The sequence below is a fragment of the Ruegeria sp. CDSC068 genome (genome assembly GCF_059610545.1).
Map to the genome: position 1 here is coordinate 169,841 of NZ_JBXWNV010000005.1, position 22,044 is coordinate 191,884.

The following is a 22,044-nucleotide window of genomic DNA, read 5'->3' on the forward strand; positions in this document are numbered from 1 at the left end:
GATAGACCGCTGGCCCCCCAAGGGCCAGCAGCAATAGTTCATTCCGGGATGGTGAATATCTGACCGGGATATATCAAATCAGGATCGCGGATCGCGTCGCGGTTAGCCTCGAACAATTTCACGTAAAGGATACCATCGCCGAACCGATCACGCGATATGGCCCAAAGCGTGTCGCCTTCCTGCACGGTGACCGCGCGGATCGGGGGGGTATCTGTTTCGCCCTCGGGCTGATCACCACCCTCTGCGGCGCGCAGAGCTTCCAGTGGTTCGCGCTTGAACGGCGTTTCAAGGCGACTGACCACGGTGCCATCCGTGGCGATTTCATCCACACGCAGGGTGTAGATCCCGGGGTCAATCCCTTCCAACTCGCTGCGCCATTTACCATCATCAACCAGCGGCAGATCGGCGACAAGCTGGTTGTCCAGATACAGCCGCACCGCAGACCCGTCCGGCACCCGGCCTGTCAATTCAACGTCGCCAACGTCAGAATACCCAATCGTGTCCAACGCCACCTCATCCGAAGTATCGGGTTCGGCTGTTGGAGATTGAACCAGTTCAACCCCGTCTTCACCTGAACGCAAAATAGCAACTTGTTGACTTTCGTTGCTTTCTTCAGCGACTTGTTGTGCAGTTTCCTGGGGTTGATCCTCTGGTTGATCTGCAACTGCCTCCGCCGTTTCGACATCACCGGTTGTCGATGTTTCATCGGTCGACGCAGGCGTCGATGTGTCTTGCGCCCCTGCAGTTTGATCACTGGCGGCGTCACCTGTTTCCAAGGCAGCTATCTGCTCAATTGCCGGTTCCGGTTCAGGCAAAGCTGCAATCAAATAATCGTCCGAACGGACAGGTTGATCCTCACCCGCAGTTTCCAGCGTTAACCCGCGTGCATCATCTGAGAATGGGATCGACAGAAACTCGGCAAACTGACCGGAGTCGTCGACGGTAAAGCTGTGTACCTGCTCACCATCCAGCAAAACACGAATGTCCGCACCCGGTTCTGCGTTGCCCGAAAGAACAGTATTTCCGTCGGGTTCTACGAAAATCTGGTCCAGAGTCGGTGGTGCGGCAACCGGCTCGGCCTCGGCGGTATCAGTCGCTGGTGCAGAAGTGTCATCAGGCTGATCAATGGCTTCCTGTTCCTGAATTGCCGTGCTCTGATCCCCAGAGGCGGTGGAATTCGTACTGGCCGCTTCCGTGGTCTGGACTGCGGTGTCCTGTTGCGGCACAGCGTCCTGAGGACCAGCGCCGAAGATACCGGACAGGTACAACCCACCGGCTCCCACCAATGCAACGACGCCGGCAATCACCCCCCAGGTGAAAGTTCCGGAACTTTCGCTTCCCGAATTGGAATTCATTCTTTTCCCTTCACTCCGCAGCGCAAGTGCTTTGAGTATAACACATTCTGCCTGACGGTTGAGCCAATCTATCAATCCCGCTATCACGGGTCAAAACACCATATACAAGCCCGGAGAAGCCATCCCATGTCTCAGAAATCTGTCTGTGTGTATTGCGGGTCACGAAATGGCGCGAATCCGGCCTATTCCGAAGCGGCGCAGCACTTTGGAACCCTTTTGGCCGAAGAAGGCTGGCGACTGGTCTACGGGGCCGGAGATGTCGGGCTGATGGGCGAGGTTGCACGTGCCGCGCAAGCCGCCGGTGGTGACACGTTCGGCGTCATCCCGGTGCACCTTCTGCAACGCGAAGTCGGCAAAACGGACCTGACCCGTTTCGTGGTCACCGAGACTATGCACGAACGTAAGAAGGTCATGATCATGAACGCCGATGCAGTCATCGTCCTGCCCGGCGGCCCGGGGTCGCTGGACGAGTTGTTCGAGGCGCTCACTTGGCGTCAGTTGGGCCTGCACGACAAGCCCATTCTAGTCATGAATGTGGATGGGTATTGGGATACGCTGCACGAGTTGTTGCAACAGGTCATCGGCCAAGGCTTTGCCGATGCGTCGCTGTCAGACTTCATCACATGGGTCGATGGCCCGGAGGCTGCAATGTCAACGCTCAGGAAAGTTCTGACTTAGGCTGACAGATGTACGGGCGGCCAGAACCGCCCGTTTGCTATCGCCAAATTCAAGTCGCCGGAGCAAGGCGCTGGCGCAGCACCTGTTCGACCTTATGCATCGGATGATTGGTCAGGGTTTTATCGACCTCGGCAACCACTTTGCCCAGCACTTCACTGTGCAACCGCCGGCGCAGCAACCCCAGAACATGCGGGCTGGCCACCAGGACCAATCGTTTATAGGCCCCTTTTAAACCCTTACGGTTCAACAGGTTGGCGACATCCTGCACGAACAGGGACTTCGCATGGGTTTTCCATTTACTCTCTTCCACGGACGATTTCTGATGCGGCGCCGTGTCAAAACGACGACCGGCCCGGTCCGAAGGCTTAGTCCTTGGTCCGTCGCTTTCTTCTACGGATACGACAACCAGATTGGGATCTTCAGCGTCGGTGATATTCTCCATGAACAGCGCCTTTTCCCCGTCGGCGATGACAACCCATGTTCCCTGTGCAAGTTCGACCATTGTGTTCTCCTGTAATGGCGTTTTTTTGGCCATCCCTCATGCGTCAGGCACAGCTTACCCGAGACGCGCCAAAGTCATTCAGCGCGGTGCCTAACCGTTTTCTTAGTGGTTTGCGGCTCTCTCCCTCCGCATACTTTAGCTAGGTATTGCGGGGCGGCGTACAATAGGTCTCAATTCGAAAGTTGACGTGTAGGCAGGTTTTCTCCTGCGGCGGAGTTGCAGGGTCACGCCGGCACTGTCGAATAGCTTTTCGGCTAATGTCAGCTTTGCGGACAAACCCGCTGTTCGCTTATCTGAGCACAATGGTTGTCCGCCAACGCAAAGCGGTATTTTGCTGAAGCAACCCGGCATTCACGACGACTTGTCAGACAACATCTTTCGCACAGTTGGGAAGACTGATTGCTGTCGGAGGCGACATTAAGACCGGCGCATAATATCTCCGCAAAAACTCTGTCAAAATCCTTTCGCCCTATTGGCTTCAGCGATGGGCTTCTCCCCAATCATTCCCTCACATCCTGCTTTAGCAGGAATTGATTCTTGAAGTTCTTCAACCCCGGCATAACGTCGGCATTGGCGATATCGTCATTCGCGTGGATTTCATGCTCCAGAAATTCCTTCAATGCGTCATCATCGTCGCTGACCAATTCAATGATCAGGTCATATCGACCCGCGACCCACAGAATGAAAACAACCCGAGGGTTCTTTTCAAGCCGCTCCGCCACCTGGCGTGGGGTCACGCCAACAGCCACATTCAACCCAATCATCGCGTCGGTTGTGTACTCTGTGGCCACGGGATCCGACATCGCGACGATCCGCAACATGTTATTGTCTCGCAGACCGCTCACCCTGTTGCGGATGGTTCCTTCGGACACGTTCAACTGCTGCGCAATCTCCGAAAAGGCCATCCGGCCATCTTGCTGCAACAGCCGGATGATCTGTTGGTTCAAGTCATCCTTTGGGGACCTAATGCTCTGTGCGGTGGCGCGCACGTTTGATTGCTTTTTGACTGCCATATACCTGATGCTCGATTGCTGCATTCGTAGCTGAGACTAGGTGAGGACATCGAAATCCGCAATTCTCTGCTAAGAAATCTGTGGCAGGAAGTGCAGAAAACGACATCCTTTGCCCTCGACACCGCAGATTCCAAGGACGGTGACGCGGGCCTATTGCCAAATTTTCTGTAAAATCCCGTTGGAATTGCGACTCTCGCAATCCACACGACCTCGTTATTCGAAATTCGTACCATCATGCCGTTTTTTGACCAGATTATTTCCGATTCTTGCCCCAAAATCCCAATTAGTCGCGGAAATCGAAATATCGCTAGACGAAAAATGCGATATTCGCAGTCGAAACCTCAAGGCCCGGCGCGGCGGGACAAAGTCGGCAAGTAGGAAGACCGCGAGAAACGGAAAAACCATGCGCCTGTCGTTGGACCGACGGGTACAGGTGGCAGTGTCGAAGGGAGGACAAATGACAATTGCCGAGGATAGAGCCCAGGCCGTTGGAGGGCCTCAGCACGGGTTGACCGCCGGGGCGTATCGTAGCGAAGAGTTCTGGCAGCGGGAATGCCAGACGGTCCTGGCCAAGAACTGGGTATTCATCGGGTTTGCGCATCAGATGGCAAACCCCGGCGACGCTCATCCGGTCACATGCGCAAACTTGCCACTGTTGGCGGTGCGCGGTCGTGATGGCGACATCCAGGTTTTTCACAACGTTTGCCTGCACCGGTGCATGACATTGGTCGACAAGCCCAAGAACGTCGGCAAGCTGATCCGCTGCCCCTATCACGCTTGGGCTTATGACCTGGATGGCCGCCTGCGCGCTGCACCTCATTTTGCCGGAACCGGCAAGCAGGAGTTCGACGGCTTTGACATCAAAAATCATCGCCTCAAGCCTGTACGCACCCATGTCTGGCATGACTGGATCTTCGTCAATCTGGACGGGAATGCGCCGGATTTCGAAGACTATGCCGCGCCTTTGATCAGCCGACTGGAGGGGATGGACTTCACCAGAGTGGAACCAATTGGCCTGCTCGACTTTGGTGAGATTGGCACCAACTGGAAGCTGATCATGGAGAACTTTATCGAGCCCTACCACGTTCAGTTTGTCCATGCCTCAACCACTGATCAGCCGTTGGAGAACCACTATACCATCACCGATGGCACCTGCATCGGCAGCGCGGTGGATCTGAACGAAGAGTTGGGCACATCCGGCAGTCTGGGCGTCAGCTCTCGCTATCTGACCCTGTACCCCAATTTCATTCTGGGCCGCTATTTTCCGGATCAACTGGGCGTCTATCTGAACGTACCCATCGGCCCCGGAAAAATGCGCCAGTACCGCGCACTTTACACGACAGAAGGCCAGGAACTGAGCGCCGATGAAATACAAGCCCTCAGAAACCTTTGGTGGGATGTCCACAAGGAAGATCACGAGATGGTTGAACGTATGTTTGAGGGCCGCAAATCCCCGGTCGCCGAGGATGGAGGCCTGTTGTCGCCCGCTTGGGAAGACAGCGTGCGCGCCTTTCAGGATCTGATCGAGCGCGACGTAGCTGGTGCCTAAGCAAGAAGGAACAATAACGATGAACAAGTCCATATCCAAAGGGTTTCGTCTGGCCCATACGATGATGCGGGTCACAGATATGGAGAAGTCACTGGATTTCTATTGCGGAATTCTGGGTATGGAAGTGCAGCGGCGCACGGACTACCCCGAAGGCAAATTCACCAATACCTTTATCGGCTATGGGCCCGAGGCCGAGTTTCCAACGCTGGAGCTGACCGCCAATTGGGATCAGGGCACGCCTTATGACAAAGGCGACGGCTGGGGTCACATCTGCATCGAAACGCCAGATGTTTATGCCGCGTGCGAACAGCTGGCTGCGGCGGGGGTAAACATCACCCGTCCACCTGGGCCAATGAAAAACGGCACTAGGGTCATCGCCTTTTGCGAGGACCCTGACGGTTACAAGGTCGAATTGAACGAATCCATACTGAAACACCTGGCACAGGAAGGCTGACCAAATGGGTGACACACCTCAACTTTTCAAATTCGATCTGGTTCAAAATCGCTACGACTCGATGGGCGACAGCGACACCTACATCAAACCGATGGTGACCAGCGAATTCAGCAAGTCCATGTGCGGCGGTATCAACGTCCTGAACAACATCAAGGTGCCGTGGGATCTGACCTGCGACGAGATCATTTATTGCCTTGAGGGTACATTCCGACTGGTTTGCGATGGCAAAAGCTATGTTTGCAATCGTGGTGATGTGCTGTTTGTCCCGAAGGACAACCATATTTCCTACGAGTCGGACGGCAAATGCGTGATCTTCTATGCCGCCTACCCTCACAACTGGAAACAGCTTGCCGGGATCACGCAGGTTCCGGGCATCGACCCCGACGATTTTGTCCCCGGCTGAACATCTTAACCGCTGAGCGACAGAACAACCGAAACCAACACCAACACTGAGGGATCACCCTCGGTGAACCAAATCTGATTGCCATTCGATGGGAGGACGCCGAATGCCCAAGGATAATGCCAGCACCCGCATCTACTACGAGACTTTCCATGACGCTGTCGAGCGTAACCGCCCGCGTATCGCAGAGGTACGGCAACGTCTGGAGGAGGCTGGCGTCAAATACGTGATGGCCGCCTGGATTGACCTGCACGGTATTCCAAAAACAAAACCCGTACCGATGAGTGATTTTGAACCGCTATGCCTTGGAAAAGGCCCGCAATTCGCGGTGCATTCGATTTCGTACGTGCCCGAGCTAAGCCCCGCCGACAGCGATCAGGTGGTGGTTCCGGATCTCGATGCCGTCTACGTCTGTCCGTGGGACACATCGATGGCGATCATCTTCTCGGATCTCTACTGGGAAGACGCACCCTATAATGTCTGCCCGCGTCAGGCCCTGAAACGTGCCATGCACGAGGCCGCGCTGGAAGGGTACACTGGTTACGCCGGGGTAGAACCCGAGTTTATCGTGATGAAATATGACGACGCCGGGCAGCCCGTTAAGGCATTTGACGATGACCCTGCAGATGGGCTTCGTCCGCGTCGTCAGGCATTTGGCTATGATGTTGAGTATTCCATCGACTCGATGCCATTCCTAAAAACCCTGATCGACATCATCGAAGGATTAGGCTGGAACCTGCATGACGTGGTGGCCGAGGGTGCGTACTCCCAGTTTGAGCTTGATTTCCACTACACCAACCTGCTGGAGATGTCCGACCGGTTGGCTTTTCTGCGCATCACGTTGAAAGAGGTGGCCAAGCAGCATGGGCTGTTTGTGACCTTCATGCCAAAGCCAACTGTGGGGGACTGGCGGTCCGGGGCGCATATCAACCTGTCGATGCAGCATGAAAGTCGCCCTGGCGAAAACATTTTTGAGACACCCGATGGCAACTGGAGCGACGAGAGCCGCTGGGCAGTAGGCGGATTGATGCAGCACGCCGAAGCGATCACCGCAATCACCTGTCCGACAGTGAATTCCTATAACGGGTTGGTGCCGCGCGTTGGCGGTTTTGAAGGCGGCACTGTCACCTGGGCTCCGACCAATATCACATATGGCTTCAACAATCGCTCGGCCCAGTTCCGCCTGCCACAGAGCCGCCACTGCATCGAAAACCGTGCCTGCGACATGACCATGAATGTCTATCTGGCAATGGCGATGCATCTGAGCTGTAGTGTTAAGGGCATCAAAGAAAAGACCGACCCGGGCGAACCAACGGATTTTGATCTTTATTCAAAGACCGAAGCTGAACTTGCCAAGCTCGGAATCCGCCGATTGCCGCGAACCTTGTTTAACGCGATCGAGGCCTTGCGCGGCGATGCCATGGCGGAACATGTGATGGGTCCGGTGATGCGTAATTCATATCTCGAATACAAAAACGACGAGTGGGAGCGGTATCACCAATCGGTCACCGATTGGGAAGTTCAGGAATATCTCCGGCTCTACTAAGACAGGAAAGGATCAGGTGGTGCCGGATTTTGAGATTTACGAGCTGGGCGACTTTCCGCTTTTGTCTGGCGAGGTATTGAAGGATGCCAAGCTTGCCTATCAGACCTACGGCACAATGTCGGCCGCCCGTGACAACGTCATCGTTCTGCCCACCTTTTACACAGGCACAAATTCCCGTAACGAGGGGTTCTTTGGCCCGGGTCGCGCGATTGATCCAAGCCGCCATTTTATCGTCAGCCCGAACCTGTTCGGCAATGGTCGTTCGTCGTCTCCATCGAATTCGCCTGCGCCGCAGGACGGCCCGCGATTTCCGCTGGTGCAGATGTGGGACAACATCGCTGCCCAGCATCGGTTGATCCATGGTCACCTGGGGATCGAGAAAATCGCCCTAGTCGCTGGCTGGTCAATGGCGGGCTGCCAATCCTACCAGTGGGCGGCGCAATACCCGGACATGGTCCAGGCGATCCTGCCTTTCTGCGCCTCGGCCAAGACCTCACCGCATAATTTTGTCTTCCTCGAAGGGGTCAAGGCTGCTCTTTGTGCGGATCAGAATTGGAACGACGGAAACTATGACAGCCCACCCGAGGCCGGGCTTAGCGCCTTTGGCCGGGTTTACGCAGGCTGGGCCTTCTCTCAGACCTTCTATCGCGAGGGGCTATATCAGCAGCTGGGATTCCAATCGATAGAAGAGCTGATGCAGGATTGGGAGCAGGACCATGTGCAGGGCTGGGATGCCAACAACTTACTGGCAAAGCTTGCCACTTGGCAGGCAGGCGACATCTCAGCCGGGCCGCTTTACAATGAAGATTTTGAACTGGCGCTAGGTGCCATCAAGGCTCGTGCCATTCTGATGCCTTGTACTCAGGATCTATATTTCCCTCCCGAGGACAATGAAATTGAGGCCCACTACATACCTCGCGCCGTCTTCCGCCCTTACAATTCCCCTTGGGGCCATTGCGCTGCCAACCCAGGCAATGACAGAGGTTTCACTGCGCAGCTAGATGCCAATATTCGGGAACTTTTAGAAGATTAACACTTGGTAAATAACTGGGGGGGCCGTACGCATTCACTAGTTACCGATATTTTTCGTTAATCGAGGGGCGGCAACGCGGCAACTGGAACGCAAACATGTTGGTTTAGGTATAGCTCTACTTTGGTTTGTTCGATCAACTTTTTAAAGTCCGCTTTACCGCAAACAGCAGACGCCAATACCAGTCACAGCATTCGAAACATTGGGCTCACTGCTGCCATTCGACGCCGATTGCAAAACGCCGCATCACCTTCAGAAACACCCATCTAAATAAAAAAGACCTGCCGACGTCACCGCCAGCAGGCCCTTGATAAACCCTTATCGGGTCAACAATCACATCCGCGATGCAACGTTTTCCCAGTTCACCAGATTGTCGAGGAAGTTCGACAGGTAAGCCGGACGCTTGTTACGGAAATCGATGTAGTAGCTGTGCTCCCAAACGTCACAGCCCAGCAGTGCCGTCTGACCAAAGCACAGCGGGTTCACGCCGTTTTCGGTCTTGGTCACGGCCAGCGAGCCGTCTGCGTTTTTGACCAACCACGCCCAGCCCGAACCGAACTGACCAGCGCCAGCCGCGCTGAACTGCGACTTGAACTCGTCAACCGAGCCAAAGCTCTCGGTCAGGGCTTTTTCCAGGTCACCGGGCATTGCGTTGCCGCCGGGGCCCATCATTTCCCAGAACTGGTTGTGGTTCCACAGCTGGCTGATGTTGTTGAAGATGCCGTTTTGCGCGACGGCATTTGCGTCGTAGGTGCCAACGATGATCTCTTCCAGCGACTTGCCGTCCCACTCGGTGCCAGCGATCAGCTTGTTGCCGTTGTCGACATAGGCCTTGTGGTGCAGGTCGTGGTGATATTCCAGTGTTTCCGCGGACATACCCTTGGCTGCCAGCGCGTCATGTGCATAAGGAAGATCAGGAAGTTCAAAAGCCATATCGGCCCCCTGTTAAAAATGTAAGTTGCGGTTCCCAAGGTTAAATGCTTTGGCAGCCGCCGCAGGTCAAGAGCCGAGACAAGAAAACCCGGAGGCAGGCGATGCTTACACAGGCGCGCAAGATGTTTTACCGCGCCCGCGGATACTATGCGGGCCAGCTGAATGGCGAGCCGTTTCGATTGGACCCTTATCATTCGAAATTCTGGCGCAAGGCGTCCGTTGGCAAGTGGGAACCTGAAACCTTCGCAGTGCTCGACAAGTATCTGTCGGCAGATCGGGATTATCTGGACATCGGTGCGTGGATTGGCCCCACGGTCCTATACGGTGCCCGCAAGGCGCGGCACGTTTGGTGTTTCGAACCGGACCCAACGGCTTTTCGGCATCTGGCCTGGAACCTCGACCTGAACGACATCCGCAATGTTTCGGCCTTTGGCGTGGCGTTGTCGGATCAGTTCGGAGTGGCCCGCATGGCGTCGGTGCGCGGTGAGCCGGGCGATTCCACCAGCTCACTTTTGCATGACGGAACACATGGCAATGACGCTTTGACGATCGCATGGGACCAGTTCGAAGTCGCGAATGACCTGTCGGGTGTCTCTCTGGTCAAGATGGATATTGAGGGGGCTGAGTTTTTTGTACTGCCAACGATCCTGCCCTGGTTGAAACGGACGCGACCTACTCTGTACCTCTCGCTCCACTCGCCTCTTTTGGCTGAAGAGGACAGACACCAGCGGACCTCAGACCTGCTGAAAAGTCTCTCCTTTTACTCTGAAATTACTGACGAAACCGGGCGCCCGCTGGATGTTCAGAAAGCTCTCAGTCCAACGGAAATGACACGGTACCGTACGGTTTTGTTTACTGGCTAGAATGCGGCCATTAGCCCTGCCGAAGTAGGTGTTTTCCCACTTGCAACCCAAGCGTGAGCTGGTTGAAGTGCGCCCGCGGAATAGTTTGAAGAATAACAAAAATGAAAGCTTCGCTTACGGCGATTGCTGCGATGATCGTTTCCGCGCAATCAGCTTTAGCTGGTACCGTCGAATACAGATGTGAAATTACGAAGACGGACGGCCATGGCTGGATCGCGCCCGAGTATCACTTTCAGGTAGACACCAACACTCGTGAAGCCAAAGTTGTCAGCGGCCATCACGATTGGACCAGCGCCAAACTCAAAGTGAAAAACAGTGGCGAATACCGCATGTTTTGGAACGTCGACCTCCGGTCAAGCGAAGGGCAAAGCCTGCGTATGAAATATCAGGCAGATCTTAATTCAGCGAAAAACACGGTCAAAGTCCGCGCCAGTTTTGCGCACATAAGCGCTTCTAACAAGCCTTATGGTTCCGGAGTATGCAGCGTAATCACCGGGTAAAGAAAGCCCCGGTGTGGCCGGGGCTTTTCACTTCACTTCGGTTCAGTAAACCCCGACCTCGCTGCCGGGCTGCGCCGCAACTTTAAGCAGCTTGAACACGTAGTCTGCGGCCGACCGGAAACAGACAACACGGAAGGTATCGGCGTCATCCATCCAGAACGCCCCTGCCACCTGCGCCAGACGCGAACGGCGGATCTGACCTGGCTGAAATGCCTCAGCCGACAGCTCGACTGGGGCAAGTTTGCCCAGCACCTCACGCGCATTGCTGCCCGAGATACGGAACACCGCGCGGGCGTCCGAGACGTTGACGGCCAACGCGTGTGTACCGCTCAGCGCGTTGGTCATGGTCGCCAGTTTGGCCTCAACCTCGGCGTAGGGAACAAGCACCAGTAATTCATCCGTGGACATCCAGCAAACGCCGGCCTCACCGTCGACCAGAGCTTCGCGCTGACCGGGCATTTTTTGACCCGTTGCGTCCTTGACAGCCTTGGCCAACACCTTGTCGGACAGGTCGCCGCGCAGGGTAATCATGCCCTGCAGGCCACATTCCTGGACCTTGGCAATGCCATCATAGCTTGCGTGGTTCAGTGCGCTGATGGGTTCAGACATTCTGCTTCTCCCCGTCCTTATCGAAGAAGATCGGGTCCACGATCTTAGCTTTGTAGGTTTTGCCATCGGTGCCCGGGAATTCGACGATCTCGCCCATGCGGTCTGGACCGTGCTTGATCAGACCCATGGCGATGCCTTTTCCGAGGTTGGCCGAGTAATATGTCGAGGTAACGCGACCGATCATGTTACGCTGACCGTTGGCGTTGACGCCCTCACCGACTGCGTAAGCTCCGTCAGGGATGACAGAACCATCCACAGTCTCAAGACCAACCAGTTTCCAGCGGTCTGGATCGGCCATGTGGCTGCGCGAATGGGCGCGTTTACCGAGGTAGTCCTCTTTCTTTTTCGAGAGCGCCCAGTGCAGCCCCAGATCTTGCGGGATCACGGTGCCGTCGGTCTCGTCCCCGATCATGATAAAGCCCTTTTCAGCCCGCAGGATGTGCAGACACTCGGTGCCGTATGGCATCACTCCGAACTCTTTGCCTGCCTCCATCAGAGCGGTCCAGAAGGCTTGCCCCTGGCTGGCCGGGACCGAGATTTCGCAGCTCAGTTCACCTGAGAACGAAATCCGGTAGACACGGCAATCGAAACCACCGATCTGCCCATCGCGCCACTCCATGAATGGCAGCGCCTCAGCGCTGACATCCATGCCGCCCAGCTTTTCAAGCAGCTTGCGGGCATTGGGACCGACCACTGCCACCTGAGCGTACTGCTCGGTCACGTTGGCGACGTAGACTTTCCAGTCCCACCACTCGGTCTGCAGCCATTCTTCCATATGGGCATGGATGCGTTCAGCTCCGCCGGTGGTTGTGTGGCACAACCAGGTATCCTCGTCGATGCGGGCGACAACGCCATCATCAATCAGGAACCCGTTTTCCGAGCACATCAGGCCATAGCGGCATTTGCCGACCTTCAGCGTGGACATCATGTTGGTGTACATCATGTCGAGGAACTTGCCGGCGTCCGGGCCTTTGACGATCAGTTTACCCAGTGTCGACGCGTCCAGCAGACCAAGGTTTTCGCGGGTGTTCTTGACCTCACGGTTTACTGCGTCGTGCACGGACTCACCGGGGCGCACATATGCGTAGGTCCGGCGCCAGTGGCCGACCGGTTCCCAATCCGCGCCGTTCTTGTCGTGCCAGTCATGCATCGGCGTTTGACGGATCGGTTGGAACACGTCGCCCCGCGCTTCGCCGCCAATCGCACCCATCGAAATGGGCGTGTATGGCGGACGGAACGTGGTGGTTCCTACCTTCGGAATTTCTGATTCCAGTGCATCAGCAAGAATCGCCAAACCGTTGATATTGCTTAACTTACCCTGATCCGTCGCCATGCCCAGTGTAGTGTATCGCTTAGTATGCTCGACGCTTTCATAGCCCTCGCGCGCGGCCAGTTGCACGTCAGAGACTTTGACGTCGTTCTGGAAGTCCAGCCAGGATTTCATGCGTAACTGCACTTCGGCGTTGGCGGGCATCAGCCAGACCGCTTGCATAGCGGCCTCTTGCGTGGCCTCAACAGCCGGAGCTTTGGTGTTCTTTGGCTTGAAGCCAGCTGCTTTGGCGGCCGCTTTGCCCGCAGCGTGCGCGTCCGTCAGAACATCGCCTAATGCCAGAGGGCCATTAGACGCACCAGCAGCCACAACAAATCCCTCGCCGTTCGCGCCCAGTGGTGGCCGTGCCGGATCGGGGCGGAAATGCGCGTGTGCCTCGTCCCAAATCAGCTTGCCGCCGCAATGCGACCACATATGAACAACCGGGGACCAGCCGCCAGACATGGCAACCGCATCGCACTCAACTTCTTCGCGAGCGCCACCGATGCCTTCCTGATTGCAGATTTCGACCTTTTTAACGCGCTTGCCGCCTTTGACTTTGGCAATGGCTTTGCCGGGGTCGACCCGGATGCCAAGCTGTCGCGCCTCTTCGGCCAGCGGTCCGGCTGCAGCGCGCGCATCAATAACACGCAGAACATCGACACCTGCCTGTTTGAGGATGATCGCTGTGCGATATGCGTCGTCATTGTTGGTCGCAACGATTACACGTTCGCCCGGGGTTACGCCCCAATTCACCACATAGTCGCGCATGGCCGCGGCCAGCATGACGCCCGGCACATCATTGCCCGCAAATGACAGCGGACGTTCGATTGCGCCTGTCGCAGTGACGACCTGCTTGGCCCGGATACGCCACAGGCGATGGCGTGGACCTTGTGTGCCTGGTTTATGGTCGTTCAGACGCTCATACCCCAGCACATAACCATGGTCATAGACGCCCGCGCCCATGCAGCGGTTGCGCATGATAACGTTGTCCATTGTTTCCATTTTGGAAACCATTTGTTCCACGAACTTATCCACAGGCTCATCATTGATGGTCCCGCCATCGACCGGAGCACGCCCACCCCAATGCGCGGTTTGCTCGATCAGCAGAACCTTGGCACCGGTCTCGGCCGCAGCCATGGCCGCCTGCAACCCGGCGACACCGCCACCGATCACCAGAACGTCGGTGAAGGCGTAGAAGTGCTCATAAGTATCTGCGTCGCGGTTGTCCTTGTCGGGTGCTTTACCCAGACCGGCCGACCGCCGGATGATCGGCTCGTAGACGTGTTTCCAGAATGGCTTGGGGTGGATGAACGTCTTGTAGTAGAAGCCCGCCGGCAGGAACCGCGCCAGCGCTGTGTTCACGGCACCGATGTCGAATTCCAGGTTCGGCCAGTGGTTCTGTGAAATTGAGGTCAGACCATTGAACAGCTCGGTCGTTGTGGCGCGCTGGTTCGGCTCGAACCGGTTGCCCTGCCCCAAGCCAACCAAAGCGTTCGGCTCTTCCGCACCGCTGGCGACGACACCGCGGGGCCGGTGGTATTTGAATGACCGGCCCATCATCATTTGGTCATTGGCCAGCAGGGCCGAGGCAAGCGTGTCGCCCTCGTACCCCTGCATCGAAGTGCCGTTGAAGGTGAATGTGACCTGTTTCGACCGGTCAATCAGCCGGCCTTGTTTTGCGAGACGGGTGCTCATGTTGCGGACCTTTCGCAGGCGGAATTATGGATGGCGGCGCGGATCATTCGTACTCTCTCCACGTCCAGCCAGGGCGCTTTGCAGTGATCGCGTCCTTGAGTTCTTTCGGCGGCTCGGTGGTCTGGGCGGTATAAGTCCCGAACACTTCGAGCGTTTGTGTGCAGCGAGCGGCGTGGAACCACTTGCCGCAGCCGTTGCTGTGGCGCCAGCGTTCGAAATGAACGCCTTTGGGATTTTCACGCATGAACAGGTAGTCGTGGAATTCGCCATCCGACGAGCCGGGACCGAAGCGTTTCAGGTGCGCCTCACCTCCGGCGGACAGTTCAGATTCTTCGGCGTCGACGCCGCAATACGGGCAGTTCAGGATCAGCATATGGTCATCCTTTTGGCGGTCGGCTGGCAATGTGGCCAACCAGAATTCTATTAGGTGGCACCTTCGGGCCAGGGTGTTAGTGCGCCACCCCGGCGGCGACGCTTTCGTCGATGAAGCGGCCCTCTTTGAAGCGGTCCAGCGTAAAGGCTTCGGTCAGCGGCGAGTGACCTGTGGCCATCAGCTGCGCCATGCCCCATCCAGATCCGGGGATCGACTTGAAGCCACCCGTGCCCCAGCCACAGTTGATAAAGCAACCGCCCAAAGGCGTTTTTGACAGGATCGGAGACCGGTCGCCGGTCATGTCCACAATCCCGCCCCACTGGCGAAGCATCTTCAGGCGCGAGATCATCGGGAAAGTTTCGACCAGTGCCCGAACGGTTTCCTCGATATGATGGAAGCTGCCGCGCTGGGTGTAGTTGTTGAAGGCATCAGTGCCGCCGCCAATCACCATCTCACCCTTGTCGGACTGTGACATGTAACCATGCACGGTGTTGGCCATCACCACCACGTCCATGCAGGGCTTGATCGGCTCGGACACCAACGCCTGCAGGGCAATCGCCTCAAGCGGCAAACGGAATCCCGCCATCTCGGCCAGCTGACCGGAATGGCCCGCAACCACCATACCCAGCTTGTCACAGTCAATCGAACCCTTGGTAGTATCGACGCCAACAACGCGGCCATTCTCAGACCTGACGCCTTTGACCTCGCATTGCTGGATGATGTCCATGCCCATTGCGGAACAGGCGCGCGCATATCCCCAAGCCACGGCGTCGTGACGAGCGGTGCCCCCGCGTTCCTGCCACAATGCGCCCAGAACCGGATAGCGCGGGCCGTCGATATTGATGATCGGCACCAGCTCTTTGACGCGCTCGGGGGTGATCCATTCGGTCTGAACACCTTGCAATGCGTTGGCATGCGCCGTGCGCTGATATCCGCGAATTTCGTGATGGGTTTGGGCCAGCATCATAACGCCACGGGGGCTGAACATGATGTTATAGTTCAGTTCCTGGCTCAGATCCTCGTACAGGCTGCGCGCTTTTTCGTAGATCGCTGCCGAAGGGTCCTGCAGATAGTTTGAGCGGATGATAGTCGTGTTCCGACCGGTGTTACCACCGCCCAGCCAACCTTTTTCGATCACGGCGACATTCTGGATGCCGTAGTTCTTACCCAGATAATAGGCCGTGGCCAGACCATGACCGCCCGCACCGACGATGATCACGTCGTATTTCTTCTTGGGTTCGGGCGAACGCCAGGCGCGTTCCCATCCGGTGTGATAGCGCAGCGCTTCGCGCGCTACAGCAAAGGCTGAATAGTGTTTCATAGGCGAATCCATCCGGTTCGGTGATTGCGCGAAGATATGCCGCGTAACGCCAGCGCGCCCCTGCCGTTCAACGCCGTAATATCGCACTATTGCGACATAGGCCCCATTATTGCGACACGAAGTCGGCCAGCGGCCATTTGTCCCTTTTGTCGGCCCGCCGAGAGGTCTAAGTCAGGGCAGCCACTTCGGAGAAGCCATGTCGTTCTGGGTCCTGATCATCCTAACAGCTGCCGTGACTGCAGTGTTCCTAGGCTATTCTATCCTGCGCGCGCGCGACACACGCGAACCCGCAGCGGCCTATGACCTGCGTGTTTATCGCGAACAATTGGCGGGCGTGGACAAGGATCTCGCCCGAGGTGTCATCGGGGAAGCAGATGCCGAGCGTGTACGCACCGAGATTTCACGCCGTATTCTGGCCGCAGACGCACAGATACAGGCACAGTCGACTCGACCGGGACCGCCACTTTGGGCTTCGGTCACCACGATCGCAGCCGTGGGTCTTATCCTGGTCGGCGGTGCGGCCTGGATGTACGACCGGATGGGTGCGGCGGGGCTGCCGGATCAACCCCTGTCGCTGCGTATTGCGCAGGCGGAAACCTTGCGCGCGGAACGCCCCAGCCAGGCTGAATTCGAGGCCACCACAACACCTGCGCCCTTGCCCAAGCTTGAAGAGAGTTATGCAGCGCTTTTGGAGCAGTTGCGTGAAACCGTTGAAGCGCGTCCCGATGACCTGCAAGGCCATGTTCTTTTGGCGCAACACGAGGCGAACGCAGGCAACTTTTCGGCCGCTTACAAGGCCCAGCAGCGCGTGATCGAATTGTCTGGCGACGCTGTCCCTGCAGACGCTTATTCGCATCTGGCCGAAATGATGATCTTGTCGGCGGGTGGATATGTATCCCCCGAAGCCGAAGCTGCATTGCGCGAAGCGTTAAAACGCGATCCGCGACATGGCCCGGCGCTGTATTACCTTGGCCAGATGATGGTGCAGGTCGGGCGCCCCGACATCGGGTATCGCATCTGGACCGACGCATTGCGCAACGCACCGGCCGGCGCGCCATGGGTCGACGCAATTCTGGCCCAACTGGATGAGCTGGCCTTTCGCGCAGGGGTGTTCAACGCGCCCGAGGTTTCGGCCCCCGCAGGACCCGGCCCAAGCCAGGATGACGTCGAGGCCGCCGCTGCGCTGACCCCGGAAGAACGACAAGAGATGATCCGAGGCATGGTTAATCAGCTCTCCGACCGGTTGGCCACCGAAGGAGGAGCGCCCGAGGATTGGGCCCGTCTGATCGCGGCACTGGGCGTTCTGGGCGAAGGACAGCGCGCCATCGACATCAGGAACGAAGCCATGGCGGTCTTTGCCGGAAACGCCGACGCGCTGGAGATCATCGACGCTGCCGCACTTCAGGCAGGTATCGCGCAATGATATATGACGAATTCGAAGACTTCGCCGCCGCATTATCCCCTATTACTGCCCTGATGGGGTTGGATCTGGGCGAAAAGACCATCGGCGTGGCCGTGTCCGACCGGATGCGCGGCGTGGCCAGCCCGCTTGAGACCGTGCGACGCAAGAAATTCACCCTGGATTCGGCCCGATTGCTGGACATCATCGCGGACCGAGAGATTGGTGGTGTCGTACTCGGCCTGCCCAAAAACATGGACGGCACCGAAGGCCCCCGGTGCCAATCGACCCGCGCTTTTGCCCGAAATCTGTCACGTCTGACCGAGGTTTCAATCAGCTTCTGGGACGAACGGCTAAGCACAGTCGCGGCGGAAAAAGCACTTCTTGAGGCGGATACGTCACGAAAACGTCGCGGACAGGTTATCGATCACGTTGCGGCAGGCTATATTCTACAAGGAGCGCTGGACAGGCTGCGCTTTCTTTAAGGGCAACGGGGTGTACCGATGACAAACATGGTCTGGAAAAGGAACGAGGTCGAGAGCCCTTGCATCCAGATATGCGTCGTGCACCCGACCGAGCGCATCTGTACCGGTTGTTATCGCACAATTGATGAGATCACGCGCTGGTCGAAAATGGACAGCATTGAGCGTGCCGAAATCATGGAAGATCTGCCTGCACGCAAACCCCGACTTGCCAAACGGCGCGGTGGGCGGGCTGCGCGAATGAACAAATCCTGATATCCACTTCTGGCTTTTTGGCTGAATTCGCGCCGCTGCGGGTCGGTCTGAACTCCGAGGGGGGATCAAGTTCGACGACATGCGTAAGTGAGTGGCAACCCACAGCGGCGCTCTTCAGCATTTAAGTTCTTCCGAAGTGGTCATACGGAAGACTAAAACACGTTTAATCTTTTTTTGACCGACTGATCAAGAAAAATAAACAGCCGAAAATTTAACCTTACGTAATGGTAAAGCCAGGCGAAATCTTTCGCTCTGCCGGCCGCCGCCTTACCCGGCTGCAAGCCAGGATTTTGCGTTTTCGAAATCCTCAGAAGGAAAGAACTGCGTGCGGGCACCCAGAACGTGACTGGCGACACGCTGCGCCATATGCTGCCACGCTTTGTCCCCGACGATGGCGGCGCGATCCAGCATTCCCACATGCCCTCGGGCCAGGCGGAAATGCGCGGCCAGTGCGGTCAGCCCCTGCCAGCCGTCAAACTCGCGCAGGTCGATCAACAGACGGAACCCGTTCTTTGAGCTTAGCAAGGTATCCAGATCACGCTCTGCCTGCTGGTACTCCTCGGGATCCAATTTGCCCATCAGGCTGATCTGCACGCAGGGTCCGCCCAGATCGGTCACATGAATGGCACCCAGCGACTCGCGCATCCAACGGCGCGCGGCCTCTAGTTCCGAAAGTTCAAACACCTGAACGGGGCATGGCAGAATCGGCGCGGCCAGACGGATGCTGGTCTGCACCCAGCCCTGATCAGCCGCAACTGCGATACGGTCAAACCCGCGCCAGTGGCTGAGACCCAGCTTGGTATCGGACCACGCGGCCCCAAGATCATAGCCTTTGAACTCTGGCTGCACGATCGCCAACAGACGCACCGCATCATGAGCCTCTAACGCCGCTTCGATCGCGGGGACCAATGTCTCGCTGTAATCTTTGCTTGTCACTTCGCCGGACAGCTCGACCTCAATCTGGGCCCCTTCAGAATGCGTATGAACCGTAATCATCGAAAACCTCCAAACCTGAATAATGGCAACAGGTTACGGGGATTCGATCCACTCGGCTACTCCCCCCGCGCATTCCGGACGAAAATAGGCGATCATCCGTCCATCCGGCCCGGCGGTCGCCCCCTCGGCCCAAGGCGCGACGCCGTGCAGACAGTGGCGATGCAGCAGATAGGCCTCACCCGGTTTTGCAGGCAGTTCGATACGGGGGCAGGTTTCAAACACCTCACGACGGGCGGTCTGATAGACATCGGTGATGTCGATCTGGTGCAGACTGTCCTTGGGCTGGCCTTCCATGGCACGCTGAAAGGCTGCCCCCAGAATCTTGTGGCTGCCTTCCCACAGAACCATCGGCGCGGCATCCGCGCTTGCATCCGTTAACGGAATGCCAAGGATCCATGCGTGTGGCTCATCCACCCGTCGTCGGCGATCCGGCCCCATGGGACGCAAACCGTCTACATGCGCCGCGTCACGGTTCCGCCGGTATCTGCTGGCGGCTTCGTTTTCGCCACGACGAGGGCGGGGATAACCGGGATAAACGACCGAGACCTGCCCCTTGTGCAGTGGCAACCGCCCGTAATGTTCGGCGATAAAGTCCATCGCATGACCTGACAAAAGGTCTGATTGCCCCACCCTGCCCTCTGGATCGTTATCCAGCGCATCCACGCCGATGAACCACGTGCCTTCGCAATCCAGCCATTCCGCAAAGGTTGGATCTGTGACCGAGGCGCGGGCTTGCGGCAAAGCGTGTTCAACCCATTGGGCAAGTGTCGGATCGTGTGGAAACCTGATCCAGCCCTTGTCCCAAAAATCGGTCATAGCCCCAACGCCTTGCGAAGCATGTTCAAGGCGACCAGCGTCAGAAACACCGCGAACACGCGCTTCAATGGTTTAGGGTCCATCGCATGCGCCAGTTTCACACCCCACGGCGCGGTGATCATGGTCATGGTCACGACAATTGCAAATGCTATCAAATTGACAGCGCCAATTGTGAACGGCGGGCGGTGTTCAGGCGCTATGTCCAAGAATAGAAAGCCCAGAACTGAAGGCACGGCGATGATCACGCCAAACCCGGCCGCCGTTGCAACCGCCTTGTGGATGGGCATGTTGAACAGACTCATCAGCGGCACGCCAAAGCTGCCGCCGCCAATGCCCATCAGAACTGAAAGGAACCCGACCGAAGGCGACAAAACGGCCCGCTTCACGCCTTTTGGCATCACATCACCAAGCCGCCATTCCGATTTGCCCAAGCCCAGATAAGCGCCGATGACCATACCCAACACTCCGAACAACGCCTGCAACGCTTCGGTTCGTAGCGCCGAGGCGACCAGCACGCCGACAATGGCCCCAACTGCAATTCCTGGCCCCCAGCCGCGCAAGATATCCCAGTCTACCGCGCCTTTCTTGTTGTGCGCCAAGACGGATCGCAATGAGGTGACGATGATGGTTGCCAGTGAGGTCGCAAGACACAACTGCATCAATTGCGGGCCACCATATCCAAGTGTTTGGAACGCATAGAAAAACGCGGGCACCAGAACGATGCCGCCGCCGACACCCAGCATTCCGGCCAAAACACCGGCCAGCGCCCCGATTACAAGCAAAAGGCCCAGCATCTGGGCCAGTAACATCGTCTCGGGCATCATCCCCCCAAACCGGCCAACTGGCCGTATCCTGTAGCTGTCAAACCTCTGCCAAAGGCGCGATGCTGTCCAGCGCCTGCAGCATCACCTCGGGGCCTGCCCCATCCTGAACCGCACTCTCGGACAAAGCCCGCCTCCACGCACGCGCACCGGGACGTCCGGCAAACAGGCCCAGCATATGACGCGTGATCTGGTGCAGGCGGCCGCCCTCGGCAAGGTGGTTTTCGACATAGGGCACCATTTTGTGAATAACATCAATCGGATCAGCTACCTGCCCGCTGCCGAAGATCATGGCATCCGCCTGGGCCAGAATATCTGTGGGTTGGTGATAGGCCGCGCGGCCAATCATGACACCGTCCAGCCCGGCGTCCAGTTGCGTCTTTGCTTGTTCCAGAGACGTGATTCCGCCGTTGATCGAAACGTGCAGGTCCGGGAACGCATCTTTCATCCGATGCACAAGGTCGTAGTCCAAAGGCGGGATATCCCTGTTTTCCTTTGGGCTAAGCCCTTGCAGCCATGCTTTGCGCGCGTGGATTGTTATGCGTCGGCATCCGGCCGCATGAATGGCCTGCAGGAATTCAGGCAGTACCTGTTCTGGATCCTGATCATCGACCCCAATACGGCATTTGACCGTCACCTCGACATCAACAGCATCGCGCATCGCGGCAACGCAATCAGCAACACGGGTAGGATCTTTCATCAGGACGGCCCCGAATGTACCCGATTGCACCCGATCCGAAGGACAGCCGCAGTTCAGGTTGATCTCATCATACCCCGCTTGCGCACCCAGCTGGGCCGCCTGCGACAGCTCCTCTGAGTCAGAACCGCCCAATTGCAGCGCGACGGGGTGTTCCTGCGAACTGAAGTCCAACAAATGCAATGCGCCACCTCGCACCAACGCCGGGGCGGTTACCATTTCCGTGTATAGAAGTGTCTGCTGGCTGAGCAGTCGGTGCACAAATCGGCAATGCCGGTCTGTCCAATCCATCATAGGTGCAACCGACAGCCTCGCGGCCTTGGTGACAAGGCCTTTTGAAGCCGACCGGCGCTTAAAAACAGGGTTTGACGATGCGGTCATGGATGGGTCTCGGTCTACACTGAATAGGTGGCTTACTGCACCGGACGGCGTTTCGCAACTAAGG

At 57.2% G+C, this 22,044-nt stretch carries 23 protein-coding genes; 11 read left to right on the plus strand and 12 right to left on the minus strand.

Features of this window, described 5'->3' with window-relative positions; translation table 11 throughout:
- Positions 1-38 precede the first annotated feature (38 nt).
- Positions 39-1,355 (minus strand): LysM peptidoglycan-binding domain-containing protein, encoded by a 1,317-nt coding sequence (locus AC2FID_RS12220; RefSeq protein ID WP_496837021.1) that lies wholly within the window; start codon positions 1,353-1,355, stop codon positions 39-41.
- Positions 1,356-1,481: 126 nt separating this feature from the next.
- On the opposite strand from AC2FID_RS12220, the gene AC2FID_RS12225 reads away from it, so the two are divergent.
- Entirely contained in the window at positions 1,482-2,033 is a 552-nt protein-coding gene (locus AC2FID_RS12225) for an LOG family protein (protein ID WP_496837023.1), read from the plus strand.
- 49 nt (positions 2,034-2,082) lie between these two features.
- On the opposite strand, the gene AC2FID_RS12230 is transcribed toward AC2FID_RS12225, so the two are convergent.
- Both AC2FID_RS12230 and AC2FID_RS12235 read right to left on the minus strand, forming a co-directional pair.
- Positions 2,083-2,535: a baeRF12 domain-containing protein gene (locus AC2FID_RS12230; RefSeq protein WP_496723535.1), complete on the minus strand. Its 453-nt coding sequence runs from the start codon at positions 2,533-2,535 to the stop codon at positions 2,083-2,085.
- 500 nt (positions 2,536-3,035) lie between these two features.
- Positions 3,036-3,482: an Lrp/AsnC family transcriptional regulator gene (locus AC2FID_RS12235; protein ID WP_200833196.1), complete on the minus strand. Its 447-nt coding sequence runs from the start codon at positions 3,480-3,482 to the stop codon at positions 3,036-3,038.
- 523 nt (positions 3,483-4,005) lie between these two features.
- Here AC2FID_RS12235 and AC2FID_RS12240 point away from each other — a divergent pair.
- From AC2FID_RS12240 to AC2FID_RS12260, 5 genes are all read left to right on the plus strand, one after another.
- Positions 4,006-5,097 (plus strand): aromatic ring-hydroxylating oxygenase subunit alpha, encoded by a 1,092-nt coding sequence (locus tag AC2FID_RS12240; protein ID WP_496837026.1) that lies wholly within the window; start codon positions 4,006-4,008, stop codon positions 5,095-5,097.
- Between the two features lie 19 nt (positions 5,098-5,116).
- Positions 5,117-5,551 (plus strand): lactoylglutathione lyase, encoded by a 435-nt coding sequence (gene gloA / locus AC2FID_RS12245; protein ID WP_085823161.1) that lies wholly within the window; start codon positions 5,117-5,119, stop codon positions 5,549-5,551.
- Between the two features lie 4 nt (positions 5,552-5,555).
- Entirely contained in the window at positions 5,556-5,954 is a 399-nt protein-coding gene (locus AC2FID_RS12250) for a cupin domain-containing protein (protein ID WP_108859955.1), read from the plus strand.
- A gap of 103 nt (positions 5,955-6,057) precedes the next feature.
- Positions 6,058-7,497, plus strand: coding sequence for a glutamine synthetase family protein (locus AC2FID_RS12255; protein WP_496837029.1), 1,440 nt, complete (start codon positions 6,058-6,060; stop codon positions 7,495-7,497).
- 19 nt (positions 7,498-7,516) lie between these two features.
- Positions 7,517-8,530 (plus strand): alpha/beta fold hydrolase, encoded by a 1,014-nt coding sequence (locus tag AC2FID_RS12260; RefSeq protein WP_496837031.1) that lies wholly within the window; start codon positions 7,517-7,519, stop codon positions 8,528-8,530.
- A 330-nt stretch (positions 8,531-8,860) separates the two neighbouring features.
- On the opposite strand, the gene AC2FID_RS12265 is transcribed toward AC2FID_RS12260, so the two are convergent.
- Positions 8,861-9,460, minus strand: coding sequence for a superoxide dismutase (locus tag AC2FID_RS12265; RefSeq protein ID WP_109311451.1), 600 nt, complete (start codon positions 9,458-9,460; stop codon positions 8,861-8,863).
- 101 nt (positions 9,461-9,561) lie between these two features.
- Here AC2FID_RS12265 and AC2FID_RS12270 point away from each other — a divergent pair, with 101 nt between their 5' ends.
- Together AC2FID_RS12270 and AC2FID_RS12275 are read left to right on the plus strand one after the other, a co-directional pair.
- On the plus strand, positions 9,562-10,323 hold the full coding sequence (locus AC2FID_RS12270; protein WP_496837033.1) for an FkbM family methyltransferase: 762 nt from the start codon (positions 9,562-9,564) through the stop codon (positions 10,321-10,323).
- 101 nt (positions 10,324-10,424) lie between these two features.
- Positions 10,425-10,823, plus strand: coding sequence for a hypothetical protein (locus tag AC2FID_RS12275; protein WP_496837035.1), 399 nt, complete (start codon positions 10,425-10,427; stop codon positions 10,821-10,823).
- Between the two features lie 42 nt (positions 10,824-10,865).
- On the opposite strand, the gene AC2FID_RS12280 is transcribed toward AC2FID_RS12275, so the two are convergent.
- The 4 genes from AC2FID_RS12280 to AC2FID_RS12295 form a co-directional block, all read right to left on the minus strand.
- Positions 10,866-11,432: a sarcosine oxidase subunit gamma gene (locus tag AC2FID_RS12280; RefSeq protein WP_496837037.1), complete on the minus strand. Its 567-nt coding sequence runs from the start codon at positions 11,430-11,432 to the stop codon at positions 10,866-10,868.
- Positions 11,425-14,439, minus strand: a complete 3,015-nt coding sequence (locus AC2FID_RS12285; protein ID WP_496837039.1) for a sarcosine oxidase subunit alpha family protein — start codon at positions 14,437-14,439, stop codon at positions 11,425-11,427. The genes AC2FID_RS12280 and AC2FID_RS12285 overlap by 8 nt, the downstream gene beginning before the upstream one ends.
- A gap of 43 nt (positions 14,440-14,482) precedes the next feature.
- Positions 14,483-14,812, minus strand: coding sequence for a sarcosine oxidase subunit delta (locus AC2FID_RS12290; protein WP_282120397.1), 330 nt, complete (start codon positions 14,810-14,812; stop codon positions 14,483-14,485).
- A 76-nt stretch (positions 14,813-14,888) separates the two neighbouring features.
- Complete coding sequence (locus tag AC2FID_RS12295) at positions 14,889-16,133, minus strand: sarcosine oxidase subunit beta family protein (protein ID WP_058278329.1); 1,245 nt, start codon at positions 16,131-16,133, stop codon at positions 14,889-14,891.
- A gap of 196 nt (positions 16,134-16,329) precedes the next feature.
- Here AC2FID_RS12295 and ccmI point away from each other — a divergent pair, with 196 nt between their 5' ends.
- The 3 genes from ccmI to AC2FID_RS12310 are packed head-to-tail and all read left to right on the plus strand — an operon-like array spanning position 16,330 to position 18,269.
- On the plus strand, positions 16,330-17,556 hold the full coding sequence (gene ccmI / locus AC2FID_RS12300; protein WP_496837041.1) for a c-type cytochrome biogenesis protein CcmI: 1,227 nt from the start codon (positions 16,330-16,332) through the stop codon (positions 17,554-17,556).
- Complete coding sequence (gene ruvX, locus AC2FID_RS12305; RefSeq protein WP_496837043.1) at positions 17,553-18,017, plus strand: Holliday junction resolvase RuvX; 465 nt, start codon at positions 17,553-17,555, stop codon at positions 18,015-18,017. Before ccmI ends, ruvX begins: the two co-directional genes overlap by 4 nt.
- Positions 18,018-18,035: 18 nt before the next feature.
- Positions 18,036-18,269: a DUF1289 domain-containing protein gene (locus AC2FID_RS12310; protein ID WP_109311459.1), complete on the plus strand. Its 234-nt coding sequence runs from the start codon at positions 18,036-18,038 to the stop codon at positions 18,267-18,269.
- 267 nt (positions 18,270-18,536) lie between these two features.
- Here the strand turns inward: AC2FID_RS12310 and AC2FID_RS12315 are convergent, their stop codons facing one another.
- Genes AC2FID_RS12315 through dusA form a run of 4 tightly spaced genes read right to left on the minus strand, consistent with a single transcriptional unit; the run spans position 18,537 to position 21,980 of the window.
- Positions 18,537-19,265, minus strand: a complete 729-nt coding sequence (locus AC2FID_RS12315; RefSeq protein WP_472724050.1) for a SpoIIAA family protein — start codon at positions 19,263-19,265, stop codon at positions 18,537-18,539.
- A 33-nt stretch (positions 19,266-19,298) separates the two neighbouring features.
- On the minus strand, positions 19,299-20,081 hold the full coding sequence (locus AC2FID_RS12320) for a hypothetical protein (protein ID WP_496836663.1): 783 nt from the start codon (positions 20,079-20,081) through the stop codon (positions 19,299-19,301).
- Positions 20,078-20,902, minus strand: coding sequence for a sulfite exporter TauE/SafE family protein (locus tag AC2FID_RS12325; protein ID WP_496837045.1), 825 nt, complete (start codon positions 20,900-20,902; stop codon positions 20,078-20,080). Before AC2FID_RS12325 ends, AC2FID_RS12320 begins: the two co-directional genes overlap by 4 nt.
- A 40-nt stretch (positions 20,903-20,942) precedes the next feature.
- Positions 20,943-21,980 (minus strand): tRNA dihydrouridine(20/20a) synthase DusA, encoded by a 1,038-nt coding sequence (gene dusA / locus AC2FID_RS12330; RefSeq protein WP_496837047.1) that lies wholly within the window; start codon positions 21,978-21,980, stop codon positions 20,943-20,945.
- Positions 21,981-22,044 lie beyond the last annotated feature (64 nt).